This window comes from Phenylobacterium soli, assembly GCF_003254475.1.
Classification (GTDB): Bacteria; Pseudomonadota; Alphaproteobacteria; order Caulobacterales; family Caulobacteraceae; genus Phenylobacterium; species Phenylobacterium soli.
In genome coordinates, this window is record NZ_QFYQ01000001.1 from 3,315,455 (window position 1) to 3,339,351 (window position 23,897).

Annotated in this window: 26 protein-coding genes; 11 read left to right on the forward strand and 15 right to left on the reverse strand. The window is 69.7% G+C overall.

Annotation, left to right across the window (positions count from 1 at the left end):
• Positions 1-9 precede the first annotated feature (9 nt).
• On the reverse strand, positions 10-183 hold the full coding sequence (locus DJ017_RS20480) for a hypothetical protein (protein WP_165830658.1): 174 nt from the start codon (positions 181-183) through the stop codon (positions 10-12).
• Positions 184-347: 164 nt separating this feature from the next.
• On the opposite strand from DJ017_RS20480, the gene DJ017_RS16385 reads away from it, so the two are divergent.
• Positions 348-2,237: a DUF885 domain-containing protein gene (locus DJ017_RS16385; protein WP_111529723.1), complete on the forward strand. Its 1,890-nt coding sequence runs from the start codon at positions 348-350 to the stop codon at positions 2,235-2,237.
• Positions 2,238-2,417: 180 nt separating this feature from the next.
• Here the strand turns inward: DJ017_RS16385 and DJ017_RS16390 are convergent, their stop codons facing one another.
• Positions 2,418-3,344, reverse strand: coding sequence for a sugar kinase (locus tag DJ017_RS16390; protein ID WP_111529724.1), 927 nt, complete (start codon positions 3,342-3,344; stop codon positions 2,418-2,420).
• Between the two features lie 262 nt (positions 3,345-3,606).
• Here DJ017_RS16390 and DJ017_RS16395 point away from each other — a divergent pair, with 262 nt between their 5' ends.
• Genes DJ017_RS16395 through DJ017_RS16405 form a run of 3 tightly spaced genes read left to right on the forward strand, consistent with a single transcriptional unit; the run spans position 3,607 to position 5,756 of the window.
• Positions 3,607-4,251, forward strand: a complete 645-nt coding sequence (locus tag DJ017_RS16395; protein WP_111529725.1) for a DUF47 domain-containing protein — start codon at positions 3,607-3,609, stop codon at positions 4,249-4,251.
• 13 nt (positions 4,252-4,264) lie between these two features.
• Positions 4,265-5,293, forward strand: a complete 1,029-nt coding sequence (locus DJ017_RS16400; protein ID WP_111529726.1) for an inorganic phosphate transporter — start codon at positions 4,265-4,267, stop codon at positions 5,291-5,293.
• A 1-nt stretch (position 5,294) separates the two neighbouring features.
• A complete protein-coding gene (locus DJ017_RS16405; protein WP_111529727.1) occupies positions 5,295-5,756 on the forward strand; it encodes an NUDIX hydrolase in 462 nt (153 codons plus the stop codon).
• 6 nt (positions 5,757-5,762) lie between these two features.
• Here DJ017_RS16405 and DJ017_RS16410 read toward each other — a convergent pair whose 3' ends face one another.
• Positions 5,763-5,948 carry a DUF4169 domain-containing protein gene (locus DJ017_RS16410; RefSeq protein ID WP_111529728.1) on the reverse strand — a complete coding sequence of 62 codons (186 nt, stop codon included), beginning with the start codon at positions 5,946-5,948 and terminating at the stop codon, positions 5,763-5,765.
• Between the two features lie 148 nt (positions 5,949-6,096).
• Positions 6,097-8,457 carry a PAS domain S-box protein gene (locus tag DJ017_RS16415; RefSeq protein ID WP_111529729.1) on the reverse strand — a complete coding sequence of 787 codons (2,361 nt, stop codon included), beginning with the start codon at positions 8,455-8,457 and terminating at the stop codon, positions 6,097-6,099.
• Positions 8,458-8,598: 141 nt separating this feature from the next.
• Between DJ017_RS16415 and DJ017_RS16420 the strand changes: the two genes are divergently transcribed.
• The 5 genes from DJ017_RS16420 to DJ017_RS16440 all read left to right on the forward strand — a co-directional run bounded on the left by DJ017_RS16420 (position 8,599) and on the right by DJ017_RS16440 (position 11,681).
• The gene (locus DJ017_RS16420; RefSeq protein WP_111529730.1) at positions 8,599-8,886 is read left to right on the forward strand and encodes a hypothetical protein; all 288 of its coding nucleotides are present in this window, start codon (positions 8,599-8,601) and stop codon (positions 8,884-8,886) included.
• Positions 8,887-8,902: 16 nt separating this feature from the next.
• Positions 8,903-9,139 carry a hypothetical protein gene (locus DJ017_RS16425; protein WP_111529731.1) on the forward strand — a complete coding sequence of 79 codons (237 nt, stop codon included), beginning with the start codon at positions 8,903-8,905 and terminating at the stop codon, positions 9,137-9,139.
• A gap of 222 nt (positions 9,140-9,361) precedes the next feature.
• Entirely contained in the window at positions 9,362-9,793 is a 432-nt protein-coding gene (locus DJ017_RS16430) for a response regulator (RefSeq protein WP_165830659.1), read from the forward strand.
• Positions 9,794-9,854: 61 nt separating this feature from the next.
• Positions 9,855-10,631, forward strand: coding sequence for an alpha/beta fold hydrolase (locus DJ017_RS16435; RefSeq protein ID WP_111529733.1), 777 nt, complete (start codon positions 9,855-9,857; stop codon positions 10,629-10,631).
• A 78-nt stretch (positions 10,632-10,709) separates the two neighbouring features.
• Positions 10,710-11,681 (forward strand): sensor histidine kinase, encoded by a 972-nt coding sequence (locus DJ017_RS16440; protein WP_111529734.1) that lies wholly within the window; start codon positions 10,710-10,712, stop codon positions 11,679-11,681.
• A 7-nt stretch (positions 11,682-11,688) separates the two neighbouring features.
• Here DJ017_RS16440 and phoU (DJ017_RS16445) read toward each other — a convergent pair whose 3' ends face one another.
• From phoU (DJ017_RS16445) to DJ017_RS20485, 7 genes are all read right to left on the reverse strand, one after another.
• Entirely contained in the window at positions 11,689-12,360 is a 672-nt protein-coding gene (gene phoU / locus DJ017_RS16445) for a phosphate signaling complex protein PhoU (RefSeq protein WP_111529735.1), read from the reverse strand.
• Positions 12,361-12,369: 9 nt separating this feature from the next.
• Positions 12,370-13,188 (reverse strand): phosphate ABC transporter ATP-binding protein PstB, encoded by an 819-nt coding sequence (gene pstB / locus DJ017_RS16450; protein ID WP_111529736.1) that lies wholly within the window; start codon positions 13,186-13,188, stop codon positions 12,370-12,372.
• The gene (pstA, locus tag DJ017_RS16455; RefSeq protein ID WP_111529737.1) at positions 13,185-14,033 is read right to left on the reverse strand and encodes a phosphate ABC transporter permease PstA; all 849 of its coding nucleotides are present in this window, start codon (positions 14,031-14,033) and stop codon (positions 13,185-13,187) included. Before pstA ends, pstB begins: the two co-directional genes overlap by 4 nt.
• On the reverse strand, positions 14,030-14,992 hold the full coding sequence (pstC, locus tag DJ017_RS16460) for a phosphate ABC transporter permease subunit PstC (protein ID WP_111529738.1): 963 nt from the start codon (positions 14,990-14,992) through the stop codon (positions 14,030-14,032). The genes pstA and pstC overlap by 4 nt, the downstream gene beginning before the upstream one ends.
• A gap of 29 nt (positions 14,993-15,021) precedes the next feature.
• Complete coding sequence (gene pstS / locus DJ017_RS16465; RefSeq protein ID WP_111529739.1) at positions 15,022-16,098, reverse strand: phosphate ABC transporter substrate-binding protein PstS; 1,077 nt, start codon at positions 16,096-16,098, stop codon at positions 15,022-15,024.
• Positions 16,099-16,265: 167 nt separating this feature from the next.
• On the reverse strand, positions 16,266-17,309 hold the full coding sequence (gene pstS / locus DJ017_RS16470) for a phosphate ABC transporter substrate-binding protein PstS (protein ID WP_111529740.1): 1,044 nt from the start codon (positions 17,307-17,309) through the stop codon (positions 16,266-16,268).
• A 202-nt stretch (positions 17,310-17,511) separates the two neighbouring features.
• Entirely contained in the window at positions 17,512-18,843 is a 1,332-nt protein-coding gene (locus DJ017_RS20485) for a hypothetical protein (RefSeq protein ID WP_111529741.1), read from the reverse strand.
• Between the two features lie 258 nt (positions 18,844-19,101).
• Between DJ017_RS20485 and DJ017_RS16480 the strand changes: the two genes are divergently transcribed.
• Positions 19,102-19,335: a DUF2188 domain-containing protein gene (locus DJ017_RS16480; RefSeq protein ID WP_111529742.1), complete on the forward strand. Its 234-nt coding sequence runs from the start codon at positions 19,102-19,104 to the stop codon at positions 19,333-19,335.
• Positions 19,336-19,471: 136 nt separating this feature from the next.
• On the opposite strand, the gene DJ017_RS16485 is transcribed toward DJ017_RS16480, so the two are convergent.
• From DJ017_RS16485 to phoU (DJ017_RS16495), 3 genes are all read right to left on the reverse strand, one after another.
• A complete protein-coding gene (locus tag DJ017_RS16485) occupies positions 19,472-20,275 on the reverse strand; it encodes a UDP-2,3-diacylglucosamine diphosphatase (protein ID WP_111529743.1) in 804 nt (267 codons plus the stop codon).
• A 67-nt stretch (positions 20,276-20,342) separates the two neighbouring features.
• Positions 20,343-21,032: a phosphate regulon transcriptional regulator PhoB gene (phoB, locus tag DJ017_RS16490; protein ID WP_111529744.1), complete on the reverse strand. Its 690-nt coding sequence runs from the start codon at positions 21,030-21,032 to the stop codon at positions 20,343-20,345.
• A complete protein-coding gene (phoU, locus tag DJ017_RS16495; protein ID WP_165830660.1) occupies positions 21,029-21,748 on the reverse strand; it encodes a phosphate signaling complex protein PhoU in 720 nt (239 codons plus the stop codon). The genes phoB and phoU (DJ017_RS16495) overlap by 4 nt, the downstream gene beginning before the upstream one ends.
• Before the next feature lie 138 nt (positions 21,749-21,886).
• On the opposite strand from phoU (DJ017_RS16495), the gene DJ017_RS16500 reads away from it, so the two are divergent.
• Complete coding sequence (locus DJ017_RS16500) at positions 21,887-22,618, forward strand: SDR family oxidoreductase (protein ID WP_111529745.1); 732 nt, start codon at positions 21,887-21,889, stop codon at positions 22,616-22,618.
• 14 nt (positions 22,619-22,632) lie between these two features.
• Here DJ017_RS16500 and DJ017_RS16505 read toward each other — a convergent pair whose 3' ends face one another.
• The gene (locus tag DJ017_RS16505) at positions 22,633-23,811 is read right to left on the reverse strand and encodes a sensor histidine kinase (protein ID WP_111529746.1); all 1,179 of its coding nucleotides are present in this window, start codon (positions 23,809-23,811) and stop codon (positions 22,633-22,635) included.
• Positions 23,812-23,897 lie beyond the last annotated feature (86 nt).

Genomic DNA, 23,897 nt, shown 5'->3' on the forward strand with positions numbered 1-23,897 from the left:
CTTACAGCGTCAGGATCCCAGGGCCTTGCCGTTGGCGCGCGCCCAAAGCGCCGCCATCAGGCCGATGAAGACCAGGGACAGGCCCTCGGCCATCTGGCCCGAGATGGCTCCGAGCAACATGCAGACGCCCAGAAGCACGGCGGCCGCAGCCACGGCGTAGAACGCGATCGCGCCAAGGTTCATAGATTTCCTCCCTCGGCCGTGATCTGCGCCCGACGAGCCGCGGGAGGCGGCCGGCGCAGACGTTCGGCGACCGACGGTCCCACGAGCTTGGCTTTGGCCGAATGCTACCTTTTGCCGCGGCTCGCACTTGCCGCCTCCGGGCGGCGCGCCCTACGGTCCAGCCCATGATGCTCGATCGCAGACACCTGCTTCTCACCGGCGCCGCCGCGGGCCTCGTGGCCGGCTCGCCTTCCTTCGCCAAGGGCCACAAGGCCGCCCACCACCTGGCCAAGGCTGCGGCCCCGGCGACCCCGGACAGCCGCCTCGCCGACCACATGACGGGGCTCTCCGAGACCCTGCTCAGCCGCTGGCCCGAGACGGCCACCAACCTCGGCCTCGACACGGGCGCCCGGGCGGGGCTGAAGTCGGCGCTGTCCGACGCCTCGCCGAGCGCGCACGCCTCGGACGTGAGCTTCAGCGCCGACGCCCTGCGCCAACTCACCGCCATTCCCGACGCCGGCCTTTCGCCGCGCTCGAAGCTGGACAAGGCCACCGTCGCCTACGCCCTGCAGCTCGGCGTCGAGGCCGCGCCCTTCGACTTCGGCAACAACACCCTGGCCTCGGCGATGAGCGAGGCCGCCGGCCCGCACGTCGTGGACCAGCAGTCGGGCGCCTACTCGTCCCTGCCGGAGTTCCTCGACAGCCAGCACAAGGTCGACACTGCGGCCGACGCCGACGCCTATCTGTCGCGCCTGCACGAGATGGCGCGCACCATCGCCCACGAGAACGAGCGGATCGTCAGCGACGCCGGCAAGGGCGTGATCCCGCCGGACTTCATCCTGGCCAACGCCATCGGCCAGCAGCAGGACCTGCTGGCGATCCCGGCGGAGAAGTCGCGCCTGGCCCAGTCGCTGGCCCGGCGGGCCGCGGCGAAGAAGCTCGGCGGCGACTACGGCGCGCGCGCCGCGCGCCTGGTGGAGAGCGAGGTCTATCCGGCGCTCGGACGCCAGCTCGAGACGCTCAAGAGCCTGCAGCCCAAGGCCGGCCACGACGCCGGCGTCTGGCGACTGGCCGACGGCGAGGCCTACTATTCCTGGCTGCTGAAGGTCGGCACCTCCACCAGCCTCACGGCCGAGCAGATCCACCAGATGGGCCTGGAGCAGAACCGGGCCATCGAGGACCGCATGGACGGGCTGCTCAGGAAGCAGGGCCTGACCCAGGGCTCGGTGGGCGAGCGGATGGCCGCCCTCGGCAAGGATCCCAAGTACCTGTTCCCTGACACGGACGCCGGGCGGGCGCAGCTCATCGCCTATCTGAACGGCGTCATCGCTTCCGTGCGGCCGAAGCTCGCCAAGGCCTTCGACCTGAAGCTGAAGGCGCCGATCCAGGTGAAGCGGGTGCCGGTGGAGATCCAGGACGGCGCCGGCCAGGGCTATATGAACACCGGCTCGCTCGATGGCTCGCGGCCGTCGATCTACTACATCAACCTCAAGACCACCTCGAACTGGCCGAAGTTCTCGCTGCCCACCCTCACCTTCCACGAGGGCATTCCGGGCCATGCCTGGCAGGGCGCCTATCTGACCGAGACGGGCAAGATGCCGCTCATCCGGGTGCTGATCTCGGGCTTCAACGCCTATGTGGAGGGCTATGCCCTCTACGCCGAGCAGCTCGGCGACGAGATCGGCATGTACGACGACGACTGGGCCGGGCGCCTCGGCTACCTGCAGGCCCAGAAGTTCCGCGCCGTGCGCCTGGTGGTCGACACCGGCCTGCACGCCAAGCGCTGGAGCCGGGAGCAGGCGGTGCAGTGGGCGATGGACAACACCGGCCGCACCCGCGACGCCATGACCAGCGAGATCGACCGTTACTGCGGCACCCCCGGCCAGGCCTGCGGCTACAAAATCGGTCACACCGAGATCAACCGCATGCGCGAGAAGGCCAAGGCCGCGCTCGGCGCGCGATACGACCTGCGCAAGTTCGACGACCTGATCGTCGAGACCGGGGCCGTGCCGATCACCGTCCTCGGAGACGTGGTCGACAGCTGGATCGCCAGCGGCGGTACGATGAAGCTGTAGTCATTTCTTAGCGTCTGGAACTCGACAGAAGGGCCCTCGGTTGGTGGGCCGTTCGCGTGGCCGGTCGCCCCCATCCGGCCGCGTCCGAACGGATCGGTCCGGCCCCAGACGAGCCCCTCTCTCCAGCAGCCGGGCCGATCCATTCGGCGCACGCCTCAGCCAACACTCAACGGGGATGGCTCAGCCGGCCCGGCAGGCCCTCGGATCGGCCGCCGCGGCCTGCAGGCTGGGCATGGCGAGCCTGGGGATCACCGCGCCCGGGTAGGCGATCACCGCCTCGGCCAGCAGCCTGGCGCAGGTGACGGCCTGGGCCACCGGCTTTCCCGCCAGCCGGCCGGCGAGGTAGCCGGCGTTGAAGCCATCGCCGGCGCCGGTGGCGTCGACCACGGGCACCGCGGCGCGGGTCGGCCGGAACTCCAGATCCCCCTCCTCCGAGCGCACGCGCACCGTGCGGTCGCTCATCCGCTCCACGACCTCCGGTCCGGGCGGCGGTCGCCAGCCGCCGAGCCCCTCGGCGTCCTCCTCGCTCAGCGAGACGTATCGGCAGATCGGCGCAAGGATCTCGGCCGCGGCGCGGGCGGCCTGCGGCGACTTCCACAGCCCCGCGCGCCAGTTGACGTCGAAGGCCACCTGGGCCCCGGCGTGGACTGCCTCGGCGAGCATGATCATCAGGGCCCCGCGGCCGGCCTCGCCCAGCACCGCGAGCGTCGCGCCGGTCAGGCAGACGAGATCGGCCGAGCGCAGGGCCGACCGCAGGATCGGCTCGTTGGCGTAGCGGTAGAAGTCGCGCACCGGCGCCTCGCCGCGCCACTCGTAGAGGCCACGCCCGCGCAGGCCGCCGCGCTCGATGGCGTAGAGGCCCGGCAGGCGTCCTTCGGCGAGGGCGACCAGGGAGGCGTCGAGCCCTTCGTCGGCCATCTTGCGCAGCATGCCGCCGCTGAACGGGTCGCCCCGGCCGATGACCGTGGCCAGGCTCACCTCGCAGCCGAGGCGGCGGAGATAGACGGCGGTGGCGAAGGCGTCGCCGCCGTAGGCCACCGCGGCGGCCCCGTTCTCGGTGAGACTGAGCTCCACCAGGCCTTCGCCGATCGCCACCACGCGCGCCATGGGCTCGCTCCCCTCTGATCCCCGCGACGGGCCGAGCCGAAGGGCTCCATGGAAGCTTGGCCGCAGGGACGTCCCACGCGTCCAACGCGCCGGGGCGGCGGTTTCATCCCTCAATGGTTGTCTTATTTGATCTTGCCGAACGCCGGGCGCGACCCACGGGTTTAGAGCCCGCCGCAGGGAAGGCGGTTTACAGGCGCCCCCTTGCGCCGTACCGCTGCCGGCCGCGTAGTCACATAACTGTCAAGATTCGTCCGGGGGTCTCATGCTGAGCTGGTTCCAGGCGCTGATGCCCAAGGAGGGCCGCTTCTTCGACCTCTTCGAGGCGCACGCCAAGACGCTGTGCGCCGGGGCCGAGGCCCTGCGGCGGATGCTGGACGGCGGGGACAAGGTGCCGGAGCTGTGCGCAGAGGTGGCGCGCCACGAGAACGACGCCGACCAGATCACGCGCGAGTGCATGCTGGCGGTGCGGCGGACCTTCATCACCCCCTTCGACCGCAGCGACATCATCGACCTGATCACGGCGATGGATGACGCCATCGACCAGATGCACAAGACGGCCAAGGCGGTGACCCTGTTCGACCAGCGCAGCTTCCATCCGGACATGGTCAAGCTGGGCGATCTGATCGTCGAGGCGGCGGGCCACACCTCCGAGGCCATCCCGCTGCTGCGCTCGATGCGCGCCAACGCCGGCCAGCTGAACCGCATCGCCGAGGAGGTGACGCGGCTCGAGGACCTCTCAGACAAGCTCTACGACGACGGCATGGCGGCCCTCTACCGCGGGCCCGCCAAGACCGACCCGATGGCCTACATCGTCGGGGCCGAGATCTACGACCACCTGGAGAAGGTGGTGGATCGCTTCGAAGACGTGGCCAACCGGATCAGCGGCGTGCTGATCGAGCACCTCTAAGGGCCGCGCGCGGATGGACCTCGCCGGCTCCGGGCTGCTGCTGATCTTCCTCATCGGCGTCGCCCTGCTCTTCGACTTCCTGAACGGGCTGCACGACGCGGCGAACTCGATCGCCACCATCGTCTCGACCCGGGTGCTGCCGGCCCGCTACGCGGTGTTCTGGGCGGCGTTCTTCAACTTCGTCGCCTTCCTGGTGTTCGGCCTGCACGTCGCCAACACCGTGGGCAAGGGGATCATCGACCCCAAGATCGTCTCCGACGCCGTGATCTTCGGCGCGCTCGGCGGGGCGATCACCTGGAACGTCATCACCTGGCTGGGTGGCATCCCCTCGTCGTCCTCGCACGCCCTGATCGGCGGCCTGCTCGGCGCCGGCATCGCCAAGGCCGGCAGCCTCTCGCCGGTGGTCTGGGCCGGGGTCAACAAGACCATCATGGGCATCGTGCTGTCGCCCGGCATGGGCTTCGTGCTCGCCCTCCTCTTGGTGCTGGCGGTCTCCTGGGCCTTCGTGAAGGCCTCGCCCTCGTTGGCCGACTCCACCTTCCGCAAGCTGCAGTTCGTCTCGGCCTCGCTCTATTCCCTGGGCCACGGCGGCAACGACGCCCAGAAGACCATGGGCATCATCGCCGTGCTGCTCTACGCCCACCAGGCCGGGGGCGCCGGCGGCGGCGACTTCCACGTGCCGATGTGGGTGGTGCTGAGCTGCCAGACCGCCATGGCCCTTGGCACCCTCGCCGGCGGCTGGCGGATCGTGCACACCATGGGCTCGAAAATCACCCGCCTGTCGCCGCAGCAGGGCTTCTGCGCCGAGACCGGCGGGGCCATCACCCTGTTCACCGCGACCTATATCGGCGTGCCGGTGTCGACGACTCACACGATCACTGGAGCCATCGTCGGAGTCGGCGCGGCCCGGCGGGTCTCGGCGGTGCGCTGGAACGTCGCCGGCGGTATCGTCTGGGCCTGGATCATCACCATGCCGGCCTCGGCGCTGCTCGCCGCCGGCTTCTATTTCCTGGCCCGGTTCGCCGACCGGCTGTGGGGCTGAGATGCCTAAGGACGGGAAGGCCGCCAAGTCGCCGAAGCCCAAGGGGGCCAAGCCCAAGCGGCCGCGGCGCCAGTACGCCGCCCTGCCCTGGCGGCGGACCGAGACCGGCGTCGAGATCCTGCTGATCACCTCGCGCGAGACGCGGCGCTGGGTGCTGCCCAAGGGCTGGGGCAAGAAGGACGAACCGGCGACCATCGCCGTGGCCCGCGAGGCCCTGGAGGAGACCGGCGTCGCCGGCCGCGTGGCCGAGAAGCCGCTCGGCCAATACCGCTACCAGAAGCTCTTCAAGAGCGGCCGGCTGCAGCGCCTGAAGGTGACGGTCTACGGGCTTGAGGTTGTGCACGAGCACGCCGAATGGCCGGAGATGAACATCCGCGACAAGCTCTGGGTGTCGCTCGACGAAGGCGCCGGCCTCGTCGACGAGCCGGAGCTGCGGAGCCTCATCGCCGGCTTCAGCCCCTAAGGGGCGTCAGGTCCAGCGAAGGGCCCGGCGGACATCCGCCATGCGTGCGCGGCGGGCCTCTTCGGCTTCGGCGCGGGGCGCGGCGTCGTCGAGATGGTCTTCGGCCTCGCGGCCGTAGCGGTTGCGGAGCCGCTTGGCGGCTTCTTCAGCCTCCTCGGCGGCCTGCAGGGCGCGGAACCAATAGTCCCCCATGGCGTGACCTCCACAATTGCCAGTGGGACGGCGGCGGGACATTGCCGCCTCGTGGGATTCCAACCGAAGCTGTGGATGGAGGTTCCCGATCGCAAGGCCCGGCGCGGCCAAGCCTGATCAAAGGGGCGTGAGGCCTGGCCTCGCGAATTCAGCCCGCCCGGTCCTGGCGCCGGGCGCGGGCGCGGCGCGCGGCGTCGATGCGAACCAGCTTGTCGCCGGCCCCGGCGAGGGCCGCGGTCACCGCGTGACTGAGCTCGGCCATCTGATAGGGCTTGCGCAGGATCGGGAACTCGTCGCCGATCCGCTCGGCCGCCTGGCTGTAGCCGGTGGCCAGCAGCACCGGCAGTTCGGGCCGCTCCTCGCGCAGGCGCCGCGCCAGCTCCACCCCGTCCATCTCACCGGCCATGACGATGTCGGAGAACACCAGGTCCGGCGCTCCCTTTTCGGTGATGGCCTTGAGGGCGGCGGCGGCGTTGCCGGTCATGCGCACATTGTGGCCGAGCTGCTCGAGCATGCCCGCCGCCACCTCCGCGACCTCGGGATTGTCCTCGACCAGCAGGATCTCCGCGCCGGTGGCGGCCTCGAGGGGCGCCTCGGCGTCCTTGGCCTGGGGCGCGGCCTCGGCGCGCGGCAGATACAGGGTGAACCTCGCCCCCTGCCCCAGCTCGCTGGTCACCGACACGCGGCCGCCGGACTGCTGGGCGAAGCCGTAGACCTGGCTGAGGCCAAGGCCGGTGCCCTTGCTCACCTCCTTGGTGGTGAAGAAGGGATCGAAGACCCGCGGCAGGATGTCGGCCGGGATGCCCTGCCCCGTGTCGTGGACGCTGAGGGCGACGAACTCGCCGGCGAGGTCGCCTGGACCCTTGCCGCGCTCGAGGCGCTGATTCTCGGCCGAGATCGTCAGGGCGCCGCCGTTCGGCATGGCGTCGCGCGCGTTGACCGTCAGGTTGAGGACCGCCAGCTCCAGCTCGGAGATGTCGGCCTTCACCGGCCACAGTTTCCTGGGGAAGTCGACGATCAGCTGGACGTTCGGCGGCAGGCTGGCGGACAGCAGCTCGCGCAGGCCTTTGGCGCGGTCATTGAGCGAGACCGAGACAGGCTGCAGCCGCTGGCGACGGGCGAACGAGAGCAGGTGCCGCGTCAGGTCCTCGCCGCGACGGGCCGAGGTCTCGATGGCGTCGAGCGCCCGCAGCGCGCGGGGATCGTCGGCGAGCTTGCGGCGCAGCAGCTGAGCCTGGCCGCTGACCACCATCAGGAGGTTGTTGAAGTCGTGCGCCACGCCGCCGGTGAGCTGGCCGAGCGCCTCCATCTTCTGCGCCTGGGCGAGCTGCTCGTGGGCGCGCTGCAGCTCGAGCTGGGCGTTGCGCTTCTCGGTGATGTCGCGGGTGATCTTGGCGTAGCCGAGGATGCGGCCGTCCTCGTCGCGGATGGCGTCGAGCACGACGCTGGCCCAGAACAAGGTGCCGTCCTTGCGCATGCGCCAGCCCTCGGCCTCGTAGCGACCGTGCTCGGCGGCGGCCTGCAGCGCACGCATCGGCACCCCGGCGGCGCGGTCGGCCTCGGTGTAGAAGCGCGAGAAGTGCTGCCCAACGATCTCGTCGGCCAAGTAGCCCTTGATGTGCTGGGCCCCGGCGTTCCAGTTGGTCACGATCCCGTTGGGGTCGAGCATGTAGAGGGCGTAGTCGACGACGCCCGAGACGAGCAGGCGGAACTGGCGCTCGCTGTCGGCCAGGGCATCCTCGGCTGCGCGCCGCTCGCTGATGTCGCGGATGATCTGGGCGAAGCCGATGTGCACGCCGCGATCGTCGTGGATGGGATCGATGACCGCCGAGGCGAAGAAGCGCGAGCCGTCCTTGCGCACCCGCCAGCCCTCGGATTCGTAACGCCCATCGGCGAGCGAGCTGGCCAGAGCCCTGGCGGGCAGTCCGGCCTGGCGGTCCTCGGGCGTGTAGAACAGGCTGAAGTGGCGGCCGATGACCTCGTCGGCGCGATAGCCCTCAATGCGCTCGGCGCCCTTGTTCCAGTTGGTGATCGAGCCGTTCACGTCGACCATGTAGATCGCGTAGTCGATCACCCCTTCGACCAGCAGCCGGAAGCGCTGTTCGCTCTCCATCAGCGCTTGCTGGGCCTGGCGCTGGGCGGTGGTGTCGCGGGTGATCTTGGCGAAGCCGATCAGTTGGCCCGCGTCGTCGCGCACCGCGTGCAGACCGGCGAGCGCCCAGAACCGACTGCCGTCCTTGCGGATCCGCCAGCCCTCGCTCTCGATGCGGCCCTCCTCTCGGGCGCGGGCGAGCAGGCGCTGCGGCAGCCCGGCCCGGCGATCTTCGAGGCTGAAGAAGCGCTCGAACGACTGGCCGAGGATCTCGTCGCGCGTGTAGCCCTTCAGCCGCTCCGCGCCGGTGTTCCAGGTGACGATCCGCCCCTCGAGATCCAGCATGTAGATCGCATAGTCGACCGCCGACTCCACCAGGAAGTGCAACGCTCGGTCCTGCGGGGGGAGATCATTCATCGAAATACGCCGTCACTGAGAGGGCGAAGCCACCCTTAAGTTACTTAGACGACTGAACTTTCGGCAACAAGCGCCCACCGCGGAATTGACACGACCGACGCGTGTGGCGAAGGATGCGCGCGCGCCGGCGAGAGAGGCAGCATGGGCTGGAACATTCATAAGCTTCGTCCCCCCGACGAGCCGCCAGATCAAACACAAAGAACGCCTCCACCATACGGAGAGTTCCAAGGTGAGACCGAAGATCTTCCCTACAAGGTCGAGGTCTGGGACGAGAACGGCAAGGTGGTGGAACTGGTGGTGGCGGTCAGCGTCAGCCCGGCGATCGGTTACGCGGCCTATTTCGCCGCTACGCGCGAGTATCCGGGCCGCACCATCACGCTTCGCCACAAGTCCGCGGTGATCAGCCGCTGGGCCGGCAAGACCCACTGATCCGGCGGGCGGGGGCATGAGGGAGCAAGAGGGTGAGGCGCCGCCGGACGCCGCCCTGGCCGGGGCGCCTGCGGCCCGGCTGCCGTACGCCGTGGAGCTGTGGAACCTGACGCGCACGGCCCCGGAGCGGGTTCTCGGCCGCGCAGCCAGCGCAGTGCTGGCGCGGGCGATCTTCGCCGCGGCGCAGAGCGAGCACCTTGGCCGCAAGATCGTGCTGCGCCGAGGCAGCGAAATCCTGTCGGAGGGCGAATAGCGCGCGCGCCGCTTAACCGTGCCCGCCCCTCGAATATTAATGCATCACCGCCGGTTGTACGGCCCCGGCACAGTATCGCAGGGGAAGATCATCTGATCGGCCTGCGGGTTAACGGCCATTAGCCGTATCTGTCAGCCTTACCTTAGCCTTCTGGCGCCACGTTAAGGTTGCAGGAGGTCGGACCGCAGCTTGGCGGCCGCGACCGGCAGGCGGGAGTGTCGAGTGTCCGTTTCCAATTCCAAGCCCGAGCGGGCTTTGTCGGTCCTCCACGTGGACGACGATCCGGTGAACCTGCGGGTGGTCGAGGAGATCCTCACCGCCTTCGGCCACCGCGCGGTCAAGGCGCTGAGCGGCGTCGAGGCCCTCGACCAGATGTCCCGCCAGGCGTTCGACGTGGTGCTGATGGACATCCACATGCCGGAGATGAGCGGCATCGAGGTCCTGAAGCGCATCCGCGAGCGCGCCGGTCCCGAACGCGATACCCCGGTCATCGCCCTGACCGCCGACATCCTGAGCCGAGAGCCGGCCGAGTACCTGGCCCTGGGCTTCTCGGGCTTCGTGCCCAAGCCGGTGATGGTGCAGGGCCTGATCGCCGCGGTGACCCGCGCTGCGGGCGTGGCCCAGCCGGCGCTGCGCCTGCGCCGGGCTGGCTGATCGCCGAGCCGTTTGGCATGCTGGCTCCAAGGCCCGCCAAAAGGGCCGCGGAGGAGTTCGCATGCCCAAGCTCGAACGTGACGGAGTCCAGCTCTATTACGAGGTCCACGGCGAGGGTCCCGCCCTCCTCTTGACCCACGGCTTCTCGGCCACCTCCCAGATGTGGAAGGGCCAGATCGACACCCTCGCGCCCCACTTTCAGGTGATCACCTGGGACATGCGCGGCCACGGCCAGAGCGACTATCCCGCCGATCCGAAGGCCTATTCCGAAGAGGCCACCGTCGCCGACATGGCCGCCCTGCTGGACAGGGTGGGCGCTCGCACCGCCGTCGTCGGCGGACTGTCGCTGGGCGGCTACATGAGCCTCGCCTTCCACCGCCGCCATCCCGAGCGCGTGCGCGGCCTGCTGATCATCGACACCGGCCCCGGCTACAAGAACGATGAGGCGCGCGCCGGCTGGAACGCCAACGCCATCGCCCGCGCCGAGCGCTATGACGAGAAGGGCCTCGGCGATCTCTCCAAGGCCAGCGCCGAGGTGCAGGCCGCCCACCACCGGGACGCCACGGGCCTCGCCCACGCCGCGCGGGGCATGCTCACCCAGCGCGACGCCCAGGTGATCGAGAGCCTGCCCGCCATCGCCGTGCCCACGATTGTCATCGTCGGCGAGAACGACACCCCGTTCCTGGCGGCCTCGGACTACATGGCCGCCAAGATCCCAGGCGCGAAGAAGGCGGTGATCCCAAACGCCGGCCACGCGGCCAACATCGACAACCCGAAGGCGTTCAACGCGGCCCTGCTCGACTTCCTGAAGGCCGCCCGCCTCATCGAAGCGGCCTGATCGCGCGTTTTGACCTGGGTTGGCGTCGCCGGCGGACGGCTGTGCTAGCCAGATGTTGGGAGCGGGCTAGGAACGAACGTGCTGGAGAGGCTGCGCCGCGTCGTCATCACCACCTCGCCGACCCTGGCGCAGGTGCTCTGGTTCGGCCTGGCCCCGGCGGTGTTCGCGATCCTGCTGCGCGAGCTGCTCAACCCGGCCCTCGGCGACCGCGCGCCCTATGTCACGGTGTTTCCGGCCCTGCTCGTCGCGGCCCTCTGGGGCGGGCGCTGGGCTGGCCTGATCTGCCTCGTCCTCACCGGCGCGGCCACCGCCTGGCTGTTCGTGCCGCCGCGATACAGCTTCCTGCTGAAGACCGACGACCTGGCCTCGCTCGTGGCCTTCGTCGGGTCCGGCGGCGTCATCGTGCTGGTCAGCCTGATCCTGCGCCGCGCCCTGCGCGACCTCACCCTCGCCCGCGAACGCGAGACCCTGCTGGTGCACGAGCTGCAGCACCGGGTGAAGAACAACCTGGCCATCGTCCAGAGCCTGGCCTCCCAGACCGCCCGCACGTCTCAGCGGCTGGAGGACTTCCTGCCGGCCTTCAACGAGCGGCTGATGGCGCTGGCGCGGGTGCACAACCTGCTTCTGGAGTCGCACCATCGCGGGGTCGAGCTCCGGGCGCTCGCCGAGGCCTCGCTGGCGCCCTACGTCGACGGCGACCGGCGGGTGTTGATCGAGGGCGGCCCGGCCTGCGTCTCGGCCGAGAGCGCGGTGTCGGTGGCCCTGGCGCTGCACGAGCTCGCCACCAATGCCGTCAAGTACGGCGCCCTGTCCGACGCCCACGGCCGGGTGCGGCTGTCCTGGACCTCGCGCGATCCGCGCCATCCCGACGAGGCGCTGCTGGAATGGACCGAGCACGACGGCCCCCGCGTGGCCGAGCCCAGCCGGACCGGCTTCGGCTCGCGCCTCCTCAAGCTGGGGGTCGACAGTTCCAGCCGAGGACGCGTGGTGTTCGACCTCAAGCCGAACGGCCTCACCTGGCGCGCGCCGGTGCGTCTGCTGAACGCCTGACGACGGCTCACCCCGCCTTGGGGCGGTCCGACAGCTCCTCGCCCGTGGCCTGGTAGTAGATCAGCTCGGCGATGTTGGTGGCGTGGTCGCCCACCCGCTCCAGGTTCTTGGTGATGAAGAGCAGGTCGGTGGAGGCCTCGATCGACTTCGGATCGCCGGACATGTCCGTGAGGATGTGGCGGAACACCTTCTCGTGCAGTTCGTCGATGTCGGTGTCGCGCTCCCAGACCACCTTGGCCTTGCCCGCGTCCGCGTTGCGGTAGGCAATCATCACCTCGGCCAGACGGTCGGCGACCAGCATTCCGAGATCGGTCAGTCCCTTCGCCTGCGCCTGAGATGGCGGGCCCTTCTGCTGGGCGGTGCGCTTGGCGAGGTTCTTGGCGAGGTCGCCGCAGCGCTCGAGGTTCATGGCCGTCTTCATGGCCGTGATCGGGGCCCGCAGATCGTCGGCCATCGGCTGGTGCAGCGCGATGAATCGGACCGCACGGCGCTCGATGTCGGCGTCCATCTCGTCGAGCCTGGCGTCGCCGGCGGCGATGGCCGCGGCCGAGGCGGTGTCGTTGGCCACGAAGGCGGTCACCGCGCCCCGCAGCTGGGCGACGGCCAGGTCGCCCATGACGCCCACGTCGCGGAACAGCCCCTGGAGCTGCTCGTCGACGGCCTTGAACGTATGTTCCATGCGCTCCCCCTACCCGAAGCGGCCGGTGATGTAGTCACGGGCCCGGCTGGTGGCCGGGTTGGTGAACACCTGCTCGGTCTCGCCGAACTCGATCATCTTGCCGAGGTACATGAAGCCGGTGTGGTCGGAGAGACGCGCGGCCTGGCCCATGTTGTGGGTGACGATCACCACGGTGTAGTCGCTCTTCAGCTCGCTGATGGTCTCTTCCAGGCGGGCCGTGGAGATCGGGTCGAGCGCCGAGGCCGGCTCGTCGAGCAGCAGCACCTCGGGCTTCACGGCGATGGCGCGGGCGACGCACAGGCGCTGCTGCTGACCGCCGGACAGGCCAAGGCCGCTGTCCTTCAGCTTGTCCTTCACCTCGTCCCACAGGGCGGCGCGGCGCAGGCTCTCCTCCACCCGCTGGGCCATGTCGCCCTTGGACAGCTTCTCGTAGAGGCGCACGCCGTAGGCGACGTTGTCGTAGATCGACATCGGGAACGGCGTCGGCTTCTGGAACACCATGCCGACCCGGGCGCGCAGCGCGGCGAGGTCCACCCCGCGGCCGAGGATGTCCTCGCCGTCGAGCAGCACCTGGCCCTCGGCCCGCTGGCCCGGATAGAGCGAGTACATGCGGTTCAGGGTGCGCAGCAGGGTGGACTTGCCGCAGCCGGACGGGCCGATCAGCGCGGTCACCGCCTTGCGCTTGAACCCGACGCTGACATCGAACAGCGACTGCTTGGCCCCGTAGAAGAAGTTCAGCCCCTTCGCCTGGATCACCACCTCCTCGCCCGGCAGGGCCAGAATGCGGGTCTCCGCAGTGTCGGGAACCTCGAAGGTCTGGACGGTCATGAGCGTTTCGGCTCCCGGGTGGAGAGGCGGGCGATGATGGTGACGGCGAGCACCGCGACCGCGATCAGCATGGCGCCGGCCCAGGCGAGCCTGCGCCAGTCGTCGTAGGCCGACAGGGCGTACTGGAAGATCACCACCGGCAGGTTGGCGGTGGGCTTGCCTAGGTCGAGGCTCAGGAACTGGTTGTTGAGGGCGGTGAACAGCAAGGGCGCGGTCTCGCCGCTGATCCGGGCGAAGGCCAGGAGGGCGCCGGTGAGCATGCCGCCCTGGGCCGCCTTCCAGACCACCGCCAGGATGGTCTTCCAGACCGGCGCGCCGAGCGCGACGCTGGCCTCGCGCAGGGCCACCGGCTGCAGCCGCAGCACGTCCTCGGTGGTGCGGACGATGACCGGGATGGCGAGCAGCGCCAGGGCCGCGGCCCCCGCATAGCCCGAGAAGCCCTTCATCGGCCGCACGAGCAGCTCGTAGACGAACAGGCCGACCAGGATCGACGGGGCCGATAGCAGCACGTCATTCACGAAGCGCACCACCTTGCCGTAGGCGCTGTCCTTGGCGAACTCGGCCAGCCAGGTGCCGGCCATGACGCCCACCGCCACCGCCCCGGCCATGGCGACGACGCACATCATCACCGAACCGAGGATGGCGTTGAGCAGGCCGCCTTCCGAGCCCGGCGCCGGGGTCGACCTGGTGAACACCGCGAGGTTCAGCCCGCCGACGCCCTGCTTGAACAGCGCCCACAGGATGGCCGCGAGCGCCACCAGAGCGAGGCCGGTGGCCAGCCAGCAGAAGACCAGGAAGGCGTACTCCGCCGCGCGCCTGGAAAGTCTCGGGGATCCCGCGCTCATGAGTGCGCCTGCCGGCCGATGAGCAGCCTGGCGAGCGCCAGGACCGCGAAGGTGATGATGAAGAGCACGAGGCCCAGGGCCACCAGGGAGGCGGTGTGCAGCTCGCCGGTGGCCTCGGCGAATTCGTTGGCGATGGTCGAGGCGATGGTCGCCCCCGAGGCGAACAGCGAGCTCGGGAAGCCGTGCGCGTTGCCGATGATGAAGGTGACCGCCATGGTCTCGCCGAGCGCGCGGCCGAGGCCGAGCATGATCGCCCCCACCGCGCCGGAGCGGACGTAGGGGATCGAGACCTTGCGGATCACCTCGAAGGTGGTCGAGCCGAGGCCATAGGCGCTCTCGCGCACCGCCGGCGGGATCGTCAGGAGGAGCTCGCGCATGGTCGCCGCGATGAACGGCAGGATCATGATCGCCAGGATGAGCGAAGCGGAGAGGATGTTGGCCCCGTTCGGCACCCCGGCCGTCAGCTTCTCCCACACCGAGCCGGGAGGCGAGGCCATCATCGCCGGCATCTGGACGTGCTTGGCGAACCAGGGAGCGAAGACGAACAGCCCCCACATGCCGTAGACGATCGAGGGGATGCCGGCGAGCAGCTCCACCGCCGTGCCGATCGGGCGGCGCAGGCGCTCGGGACAGAGCTCGACCAGGAAGATCGCCACGCCCAGGGCGAACGGCAGGGCGAAGGCCAGCGCCAGGGCCGAGGTGATCAGGGTGCCGACGATAGCGCCGGACGCGCCATAGACCTCCTGCACCGGGTCCCAGGTGGAGGTGTAGAAGAACCTCAGGCCGAAGGTCCGGAAGGCGGGCCAGCCGCCGATCGCCAGGCTGACGATGAGGCCGCCGAGGGCGGTGAGCAGCAGGGTCGCCGCCGCGAAGCACAGGGCCTCGAAGGTGCGGTCGAAGACCACGCCCTTGGCCGTGCGGGCGGGCGCGGTCTCGACTTGATCCGTCTCGGCGCTCATCTCTCGTCAGCCCCCGCCGATCCGCTGGCTCAGGACGCCGGCTGGTAGACCGGCTTGCCGTCCGGTCCGACCACGCCCGACCAGCTCTGGCGCACCAGGGTCTTCACCGCGTCCGGCAGCGGCACGTAGTCGAGCGCCTGGGCCTGGGCGTCGCCGTTCTTGAAGGCCCAGTCATAGAAGGAGAGCACGGCCTTGGCGGTCGCCGCGTCGCTCTGCTGGCGGTGCATCAGGATGAAGGTGGCGCCGGTGATCGGCCAGGCGTCCTTCCCCGGCTGGTTGAGCAGCAGCAGGTAGAACCCGGGCGCCTTGGTCCAGTCCGCGCCCGCCGCGGCGGCGGCGAAGTTGGCGGCCGTCGGGGCCACGAAGGCGCCCGAGGCGTTCTGCAGCAGCGCGTAGGTCATGCCGTTCTGCTTGGCGTAGGCGTACTCGACGTAGCCGATCGCGCCGGGGGTCTGCTTGACCATGGCGGCGACGCCGTCGTTGCCCTTGCCGCCGAGCCCGGCCGGCCAAGCGACGCTGTCGGAGGCGCCGACCTTGGCCCACTGCGGAGCGACCGTCGTCAGGTAGCTGGTGAACAGGAAGCTGGTGCCCGAGCCGTCCGAGCGGTGCACCACCGTGATCGGCAGGTTCGGCAGTTTGGCGCCGGCGTTGAGCGCGGCGATGGCCGGGTCCGACCACTTGGTCACCTTGCCGAGGTAGATGTCGGCGAGCAGCGGGCCGGTGAGCTTGAGGCCGCCGGGGGTCACGCCCGGCAGGTTGGCCACCGGCACGACCCCGCCCATCACGGTCGGGAACTGCAGGAGGCCGTTTTTCTCGAGGTCCTCCGGCTTCAGCGGCTTGTCGGACGCGCCGAAGGCCACGGTCTTGGCCTCGATCTGCTTGATGCCGCCGCCGGAGCCGATGGCCTGGTAGTTGAGGGTCAGGCCGGTGGCCTGCTTCTGGGCCTCGGCCCACTTGGCGTAGAGCGGCGCCGGGAAGGTCGCGCCGGCGCCGGAAATCTGCGGCCCGGCCGGGGCCTTGGCCTCACCACCCTTGCCGGAGCAGCCCGCCAGGGGCGCCGCCAGGGCGGCCGTGGCGGCGAGCGCCAGGAAAACTCGTCTGATCATCACCTGTCCTCCGACCTTCGCGGCAATTCGGTGACAGGGGCATAACCGCCCCCGAAGACACTTCCGTGACAGTTTCGCGAAGCTTGGATGACAGCGGGCGCGCGGCCTTGATCGCCGTCAAGAGAAGGACGCCCCGGCGAAGCCCGGCGGAGCGTCCCCACGTCCTCTTAGCGGCTGGCGTAGACGGCCTTGCCGCCCGCCTTGATCTGCTGGCTCCAGGCCTTGCGGATCAGCGTCTTCACGCTCGCCGGCATCGGCACGTAGTCGAGCTGCTGGGCCGCGGCGTCGCCGTTCTTGTAGGCCCAGTCGAAGAACTTCAGCACCTCAGCGCCGGCCGCCGGATTGGCCTGCTCCTTGTGCATCAGGATGAAGGTGGCGCCGGTGATCGGCCAGGAGTTCGCGCCCGGCTGGTCGAGCAGCAGCAGGTAGAAGCCCGGGGCCTTGGACCAGTCGGCGCCCGCCGCGGCCGCGGCGAAGGCCGGGGCGGTCGGGGCGACGAACTTGCCGGCCTTGTTCTGCATCAGGGCGTAGGTGAGGTTGTTCTGCTTGGCGTAGGCGTACTCGACGTAGCCGATCGCGCCGGGGGTCTGCTTGACCATGGCGGCGACGCCGTCGTTGCCCTTGCCGCCGAGCCCGGTCGGCCAGTTCACGCTGTCCGAGGCGCCGACGTCCGAGGCCCAGTGCGGGGCCTTCATGGCGAGGTAGCTGGTGAACAGGAAGGTCGTCCCCGAGCCGTCCGAGCGGTGCACCACCGTGATCGGCAGGTGCGGCATGGCCAGGCCCTTGTTGGTGAGCTGCAGCAGCGGGTCGTCCCAGCGCTTGATCACCCCGCGGTAGATGTCGGCGAGCTGGGTGCCGGTGAGCTTGATCTGGCCCGGCTTGAAGCCTTCCAGGTTCATGACCGGCACGACGCCGCCCATGACGGTCGGGAACTGGGTCAGGCCGTTCTTTTCCTGGTCTTCCGGCTTCAGCGGCTTGTCGGAAGCCCCGAAGTCGACGGTCTTGGCGTTGATCTGCTTGATGCCGCCGCCGGAGCCGATCGCCTGGTAGTTCAGGGCCGTGCCGGTGGAGGCCTTATAACTCTCCGCCCACTTGGCGTAGACGGGCGCCGGGAAGGTCGCGCCGGCGCCGGTGATGGTGGCCGCCTGAGCCACGGTCGAAGCGCCCACGGTGAGCGCGACGCCCAGGGCGGCTGCGAGGGTCTTGAACATTGGTGTCTCCTGAATTCGAGCGCCCGAGTCCCCGTCGCTCTCGCAGCACGGCTTAACCCCCGCAGATGTCGCTTCGGCGAAGCTTGCGTGACGGATCGGAGACAGCGTCACGGAGCGGCCCGAACGCAAAAGAGCCCCCGTCTCCGGGGGCTCTTCGCAGGTCTCGTCCGCGGCTGGGAGGAAGGCGCCGCGGGCGCTCTCCTTACCAGCGGAACTGGCCGAACAGGCCGACCTCGTCGTAGGTCCCGCTGTTGGAGCCGCCGATCGTGCCATTGCTGGTCGACAGCAGGCCGTTGTCGACCTTGTCGCGCTTATAGACGAGCGCCAGGTCGACGATCTTGGTGGGCTCCCAGTTCAGGCCAAGGTTGAAGTAGTTGTCCTTCTCCGAGGCCTTGAGGGTCTTGGACGGCTTCACGCGGTCCCAGCGGCCGAAGGCCGAGATCTCCGGGGTGAAGCTGTAGGAGCCGAACACCGAGTAGCCGTCGGCCTTGTCCTCGGCGGCGGTGGTGACGTTGTTCCAGTCCTTGGCCGAGAAGTACTCGACGCCGACGCGGTACTTCTTGTCCACCCAGGCGGCCAGGGCGTTGACGCGCGTGGCGGTGTGCGGGGTGGCGACGCCGCCGGTGACTTCCTTGCCGAGCTTGCCGGTGTAGCCGCCGACCGCGAACACGGCCTTGTCGATGTTGAGGTTCACGCGGCCTTCGAAGTCGACCGACTTGGCGCGGCTCGGGTTCTTGTAGCCGTTGCCGTTGATCATCGCGACGGCGTAGCCGAGCTTGCCGTCCATCAGCTTGCCCGAGGCGTGCACGCCCCAGTCGGCCGAGGTGCCGAACTTGGTGCGGTCGGCCACGGTGTTCTCGATGAAGCGGTAGCCGTAGACGTCTTCGGCGAAGGGCACCCAGGGCAGGTCGGCCGAGCCGACGCGGATGATCGCGGCGTCCGACAGCTTGGCCTGCAGGTAGGCCTTCTTGATGTAGACCTGGGTCTCACCGTCGTTCGACACGTAGTTCATGTCGGTGGTGATGTTGCCCGAGAACGTGTCGTTGAACTTGTGGTCGATGCCCACATAGAAGCGCTTGATGTCGAAGCCCGTGCCGGACGGGGCGACCTTCGCGCCGTTGCTCTTCTGCTCGATGTTCGAGAGGTTGAAGTACATCCGGCCGCTGACCTGGGTGCTGTCGGCCCAGCTCGGCTTCGGCTTCGGAAGGGCGGCGGCGACCTGGGTCTTCACCGTGGCCGGGATGGTCTTGATCTGGGCGGCGGTCTCGGCCTGCGCGGCCTGAGCGGCGGCCTGCGCCTGGTCGGCCTGGGCCTTCACCTGGGCCTGCTGCTGGTCGATCGCCAGCAGGCGCTCGCTCAGCGACTCGACCTGGGCCTTCAGCAGCTCGATCTCCTGCGCCTGCTTGGCGGCCAGCGATTCGGCCGGCGCGTGATGCGGCTTGGCCTTGGTCTTGGCGTCGGCCTGGGCCGTGGCGCCGGCGGCGAGGAAGACGCCCAGCGCCGCCCCCGTGAGCAGCGACATCTTCTTGTTCATTGGAAACCCCTCTTCCGCACGGCCTCCGTCGTGCCGCGCGAGGGCGTCTTACAAAGCTTGCGTGACACTTCGATGTAAGTGCGCCGAAAGCCGGCCTCACGCGTTGAGGCGCATCAAACCCGCCACACATGCGGCGAGCCCGAGTCCCTGGTCCGGCCGCACCGGCGCAGGACTGCAATCAAGTCGTCATAGGGCCGACACACCGCACCCCTAGATTGCGCGGCGTTCGGGCTGGGCCATCACATCGGGAGCATCGCCATGACCCGCATCCTCGCCGTTCGTCCCGCCGCCTTCGGCTGGAGCCTGCGCATCGACGCGCAGGACGGCTTCCAGGTGTTCACCACCGGGGCGCAGGCCGAGGCCGCCGCCCGGCGCCTAGCCCATCGGCTCGCCGACGCCGGCGAGCCGGCCGAAGTCCTGATCTACCTCCGCGACGGCAGCCTGGCCGGTCGATTGCGCGCAACGCCCCGCGCGCCGGCGGTCGCCGCGTGACCCCGCTCAATGAGATCCGCCCAATGAGATCCGCCCTGTAGGAAACCAGCCCCCAACGCAGGGCCTTCTCGGCCGCGGCTCACCATCGGGCCGCGGCCGCTTCTTTTTGGGGAGAGGCTCCCGTCCTCGGGAGGACTTAGGCCGCCAGGGGCTCCGCGCCGGGCAGCTCGCCAAGACCGGCCTCGGCGTACCGGTCGCGGACCTCGTGCCAGCGGACTACCTCGAGGCCGCCGTCGAAGCGCTCGACGACCGCCGTGCAGCTCTCGACCCAGTCCCCGTCGTTGACGTAGGCGACGCCGTCGATGTCGCGCATCTCGGCATGGTGGATGTGACCGCAGATCACGCCCTGAACGCCGCGCCGGCGAGCTTCCTCAACCATGGCCGCCTCGAACTTGTCGATGAAGGCGACCGCGTTCTTCACGCGGTGCTTCACATAGGCCGAAAGGCTCCAGTAGCCGAGGCCCATGACGTGGCGAAGGCGGTTGAAATGGGTGTTGAGGCCGAGCAGCGCCCGGTAGCCCCAGTCGCCCAGGAAGGCCAGCCAGCGGGCGTGCTGGATCACCCCGTCGAACTCGTCCCCGTGGGTGACGAGGTAGCGCTTGCCGTCGGCCGCCTCGTGGATGGCGTCGCGCGCCACCACCACGCCCCCGAAGTGGACGCCGCAGAAGTCGCGCACCCGGTCGTCGTGGTTGCCGGGCACATAGACGACCTTCACGCCCTTGCGGGCCAGGCGAAGGATTTTCTGGACCACGTCGTTGTGCGCCTGGGGCCAGAACCAGCCGCTCTTCATCTTCCAGCCGTCGACGATATCGCCGACCAGGTAGAGCGTCTCGCAGTCGAGCACCCGGATGAACTCGAGCAGTTGCTCGGCCTGGCACCCCTTGGTCCCCAGGTGGACGTCCGAGATGAAGGCGGTGCGGCAGCGCAGCGTCTGCGTCATGGCGATCTCCCCCAACGGAGATGAGCTAGCGGCTGAATCGGTGACGGGCGCGTGACACGCCTCGCGCTCACCCCTGCTGGTCCAGGGAGTAGCCAGCCGAGCGGACCGTGCGGATCGGGTCGTCCGAGCCGTTGGCGCGCAGCGCCTTGCGCAGGCGTCCCACATGGACGTCGACCGTGCGCAGCTCGACATAGGTGTTGGGGCCCCAGACGGCGTCCATCAGGCGCTCGCGGCTGAACACCCGGCCGGGCCGCTGCATCAGGAAGTCGAGCAGGCGGAACTCGGTGGGCCCAAGGTGGACGTTGCGGCCCGAGCGCGTCACCCGGCGGCTGCCGCGGTCGAGGACGATGTCGGCGTATTCCAGGCGCTCGTCGACCAGCTCCGGCCGCGCCCGGCGCAGCAGGGCGCGGATGCGGGCGGTGAGCTCGCTCATGGCGAAGGGCTTGACCACGTAGTCGTCGGCGCCGGTGTCGAGGCCGCGGATCTTGTCGGTCTCCTCGCCGCGGGCGGTCAGCATCAGCACCGGGGTGCGCTTGGTCTCCAGCCGCGCGCGGAGCTGGCGGCAGACCTCGACGCCGGAGACCTTGGGCAGCATCCAGTCGAGCAGGATCAGGTCGGGCGTCTCCTCCTCGACCTTGAGCAGCGCCTCCTCGCCGTCGCCGGCGTGCTCGACGCGGAAACCCTCCTTCTCGAGGTTGTAGGTCAGGAGGGTGGCGAGAGCGTCCTCGTCCTCGACCACCATGATGTACGGCGTCACTGCGGCGTATCCCTCGGACGGTCGGCTTCCAGCAGGCTGACCTTCGGCCGGGGCTGCGAGAGCTCCTCGCCGGTCAGCTGGAAGTGGAGGATCTCGGCAATGTTGGTGGCGTGGTCGCCGATGCGCTCCAGGTTCTTGGCGATGAACAGCAGGTGGGCGCCGGGCGCCACCGTGTCCGGTTCGTTGGCCATCAGCGTGAGCAGCTCGCGGAAGATGCTCTCGTAGTGCTCGTCGACTTCCTCGTCGCGGCGCCAGACGGCCATGGCCGCGTCCATCTCCTGGGCGGCGTAGGCGTCGAGCACCTCGCGCAGGCGCGCGGCCACCAGGCGGCCCATGCGCTGGATGGCGCTCATTAGCGGCAGCACCGGGTCGGAGCCGGAGAGCACCAGGCTGCGCTTGGCGATGTTGCGCGCCAGGTCGCCGCAGCGCTCGAGGTTCATCGCCAGCTTCATGGTCGAGACCGCCCGGCGCAGGTCTTCGTCGGAGGGTCCCTGGTCGGCGATCAGCGAGAGCGCGCGCCGCTCGATGTCGGCCTGCATGTCGTCGAGCCGCAGGTCGCGGACGATCAGCGCCTGGGCCAGCGGCACGTCGCGGCGCACCACGGCGTCGACCGCATCGACCACCTGGGCTTCGGCGAGGCCGCCCATGCGGATGACCTCCGCCACCAGGGCCCGCAGCTCGGCGGCGTAGGAACTCTTGGGAATCGGTTGGGCCACAGCGCGCACCTTCGTTCAGGCGTGGGAAAGTAGCGGTGCCGTATGACAGTTATGTGACAGTCGCGCTGACCCTGCGCGAAACTTGCCTGCGACCGACTGCCCCGCACCTATAGTCGCCTCTCAAACGGAGAGTGATCGATGGGTCTCGAAGGCAAGCGCATCCTGGTGGTCGGCGGCGGCTCGGGGATCGGCTACGCGGTGGCCGAGGCCGCCCTGGCCGAGGGCGCGAGGGCGGTGGTCGCTTCCTCCAACCCGGATAAGATCACCGCCGCGGCGGCCCGGCTCGGGGCCGGCGCGGAGGGCCGCCCGCTGGACGTGACGGACGAGGGCGGCGTGCAGGCCTTCTTCGACGCCGATCATGCTTTCGACCACATCGTCTTCACCGCCGGCGACTGGGGCGGCATGCGGCGCGGCACGCTCGAAAGCCTCGACCTCGCCGCCGCGGCCGACACCTTCAAGGTCCGTTTCTGGGGCGCGGTGGCGGTGGCCAAGCATGGCGCGCGCCGGCTGCCGGCCGGCGGCTCCTTCACCCTGACCAACGGCACCATCGCCCACAGACCCTCGAAGGGCAGCGCCATCTCCACGGCCATGGCCGGCGGGCTCGAGCACCTGACCCGCGCGCTCGCCGTCGAATTGGCCCCGATCCGGGTGAACTGCGTCTGCCCCGCCATGATCAGCACCGAGATCTGGGACAGCCTGATCCCGGCGGAGATCCGCGAGGAGCGCATCGCCCTGATGACCCAGCGCCAACTCATCCCACGCATCGGCACGCCCCAGGAGACGGCGCAGGCCTACCTCTATTCGATGAAGGGCGGCTACACGACCGGCCAGGTGCTGATGGTCGAGGGCGGGGTGATGCTGGGCGGCTAGGCCGCTCGGGCCGTTCAGGCCGCCGGCAGATAGGCGCTGAAGGTCGTCCCCTGCCCCTCGGCGCTCTCGACGAGCACGCCGCCGCGGTGGCGGTTGACGATGTGTTTGACGATGGCGAGGCCAAGCCCCGTGCCGCCGCTCTTCTGCCCCTCGACGCGGTAGAACCGCTCGGAGAGACGCGGCAGGTGCTGGCGGGCCATGCCGCGGCCCTCATCGGTGACGCGCACCGCCACGAACGCCTGGCCCGCCGCCTGTTGGGGGCTGGCGTCGGGCGACAGCAGCGACAGCGCCACCCAGCCTTCCCGGCCGCTCGCCGCGCGCGCCGCCTCCAAAGTGGCGGCGCGCTCGATGCGCACCCGGACCGCCTTGCCGTCGGGCGAGTACTTGAGGGCGTTGTCCAGCAGGTTCTGGATCACCTGGACGAGCTGGTCGCGGTCGCCCGTCACCGTGAACGGCCCCTCGCCGGTCTCCACCTCCACCGTCACGCCGCGCTCGGCGGTCAGCGGGCGGGTGCCGTCGACGACATCCTGGACCGTCTGGGCGAGGTCGACCACGCCGGAAGGCGGCACGTGCTCGTTGAGCTCGATGCGGCTGAGCGACAGCAGGTCTCCGATCAGCCGGGTCATGCGGCCGGCCTGCTCGGCCATGATGGCCAGGAACTTGTCCCGGGCCGCGGCGTCGTCCTTGGCGTGGGTGCGCAGGGTCTCGACGAAGCCGGCCAGGGAGGCGAGCGGGGTGCGCAGCTCGTGGCTGGCGTTGGCCAGGAAGTCGGCGCGCATGCGCTCGGTGCGCTTGGCGTCGGTCTCGTCGCGCAGCATGACGACGAGTTCGCGCACGTCGTCATCCTTGAGCGGCCGCACGAAGGCGCGCCAGTAGCGTGGCTGGACGCCGATGGACTCGTAGGCGACCTCGACCGGCTTCTCGGTGGCGATGGCCTCCTCGACCGCCTCCAGCACCTGCGGCTGGCGCAGCACGGCCCCGACCGGCGATCCGGCCAGCTCGACCCGGTAGAGGCTGCGGGCGGCCTGGTTGCCGTAGGCGATCTCCGGCGCTCCGGCTCCGTTGGCTCGGACCAGCAGGACGGGATCGGGCAGGAGTTCCAGGATGCGCTGCGCGGCCGGCCCGGCGTCGGGGCCGGCGCTGTCGGACGAGGCGGCGTTCGGCTGGGCGGCGTCGGGGGCGAAATCAGTCACGGATGGGTCCTTGCCGCTTGTTCCCCCAAAATCGCCGGTCAAGCAACGGCGATCCAGATCAAGGCCGCGTCCGCGCCGCGCATGAG

Bases quoted from the DNA above. Each gene is read 5' to 3' on its own strand.
- DJ017_RS20480 (WP_165830658.1), bottom strand. From the start codon at position 183: ATGAACCTTGGCGCGATCGCGTTCTACGCCGTGGCTGCGGCCGCCGTG.
- DJ017_RS16385 (WP_111529723.1), top strand. From the start codon at position 348: ATGATGCTCGATCGCAGACACCTGCTTCTCACCGGCGCCGCCGCGGGC.
- DJ017_RS16390 (WP_111529724.1), bottom strand. From the start codon at position 3,344: ATGGCGCGCGTGGTGGCGATCGGCGAAGGCCTGGTGGAGCTCAGTCTC.
- DJ017_RS16395 (WP_111529725.1), top strand. From the start codon at position 3,607: ATGCTGAGCTGGTTCCAGGCGCTGATGCCCAAGGAGGGCCGCTTCTTC.
- DJ017_RS16400 (WP_111529726.1), top strand. From the start codon at position 4,265: ATGGACCTCGCCGGCTCCGGGCTGCTGCTGATCTTCCTCATCGGCGTC.
- DJ017_RS16405 (WP_111529727.1), top strand. From the start codon at position 5,295: ATGCCTAAGGACGGGAAGGCCGCCAAGTCGCCGAAGCCCAAGGGGGCC.
- DJ017_RS16410 (WP_111529728.1), bottom strand. From the start codon at position 5,948: ATGGGGGACTATTGGTTCCGCGCCCTGCAGGCCGCCGAGGAGGCTGAA.
- DJ017_RS16415 (WP_111529729.1), bottom strand. From the start codon at position 8,457: ATGAATGATCTCCCCCCGCAGGACCGAGCGTTGCACTTCCTGGTGGAG.
- DJ017_RS16420 (WP_111529730.1), top strand. From the start codon at position 8,599: ATGGGCTGGAACATTCATAAGCTTCGTCCCCCCGACGAGCCGCCAGAT.
- DJ017_RS16425 (WP_111529731.1), top strand. From the start codon at position 8,903: ATGAGGGAGCAAGAGGGTGAGGCGCCGCCGGACGCCGCCCTGGCCGGG.
- DJ017_RS16435 (WP_111529733.1), top strand. From the start codon at position 9,855: ATGCCCAAGCTCGAACGTGACGGAGTCCAGCTCTATTACGAGGTCCAC.
- phoU (WP_111529735.1), bottom strand. From the start codon at position 12,360: ATGGAACATACGTTCAAGGCCGTCGACGAGCAGCTCCAGGGGCTGTTC.
- pstB (WP_111529736.1), bottom strand. From the start codon at position 13,188: ATGACCGTCCAGACCTTCGAGGTTCCCGACACTGCGGAGACCCGCATT.
- pstA (WP_111529737.1), bottom strand. From the start codon at position 14,033: ATGAGCGCGGGATCCCCGAGACTTTCCAGGCGCGCGGCGGAGTACGCC.
- pstC (WP_111529738.1), bottom strand. From the start codon at position 14,992: ATGAGCGCCGAGACGGATCAAGTCGAGACCGCGCCCGCCCGCACGGCC.
- pstS (WP_111529739.1), bottom strand. From the start codon at position 16,098: ATGATCAGACGAGTTTTCCTGGCGCTCGCCGCCACGGCCGCCCTGGCG.
- pstS (WP_111529740.1), bottom strand. From the start codon at position 17,309: ATGTTCAAGACCCTCGCAGCCGCCCTGGGCGTCGCGCTCACCGTGGGC.
- DJ017_RS20485 (WP_111529741.1), bottom strand. From the start codon at position 18,843: ATGAACAAGAAGATGTCGCTGCTCACGGGGGCGGCGCTGGGCGTCTTC.
- DJ017_RS16480 (WP_111529742.1), top strand. From the start codon at position 19,102: ATGACCCGCATCCTCGCCGTTCGTCCCGCCGCCTTCGGCTGGAGCCTG.
- DJ017_RS16485 (WP_111529743.1), bottom strand. From the start codon at position 20,275: ATGACGCAGACGCTGCGCTGCCGCACCGCCTTCATCTCGGACGTCCAC.
- DJ017_RS16500 (WP_111529745.1), top strand. From the start codon at position 21,887: ATGGGTCTCGAAGGCAAGCGCATCCTGGTGGTCGGCGGCGGCTCGGGG.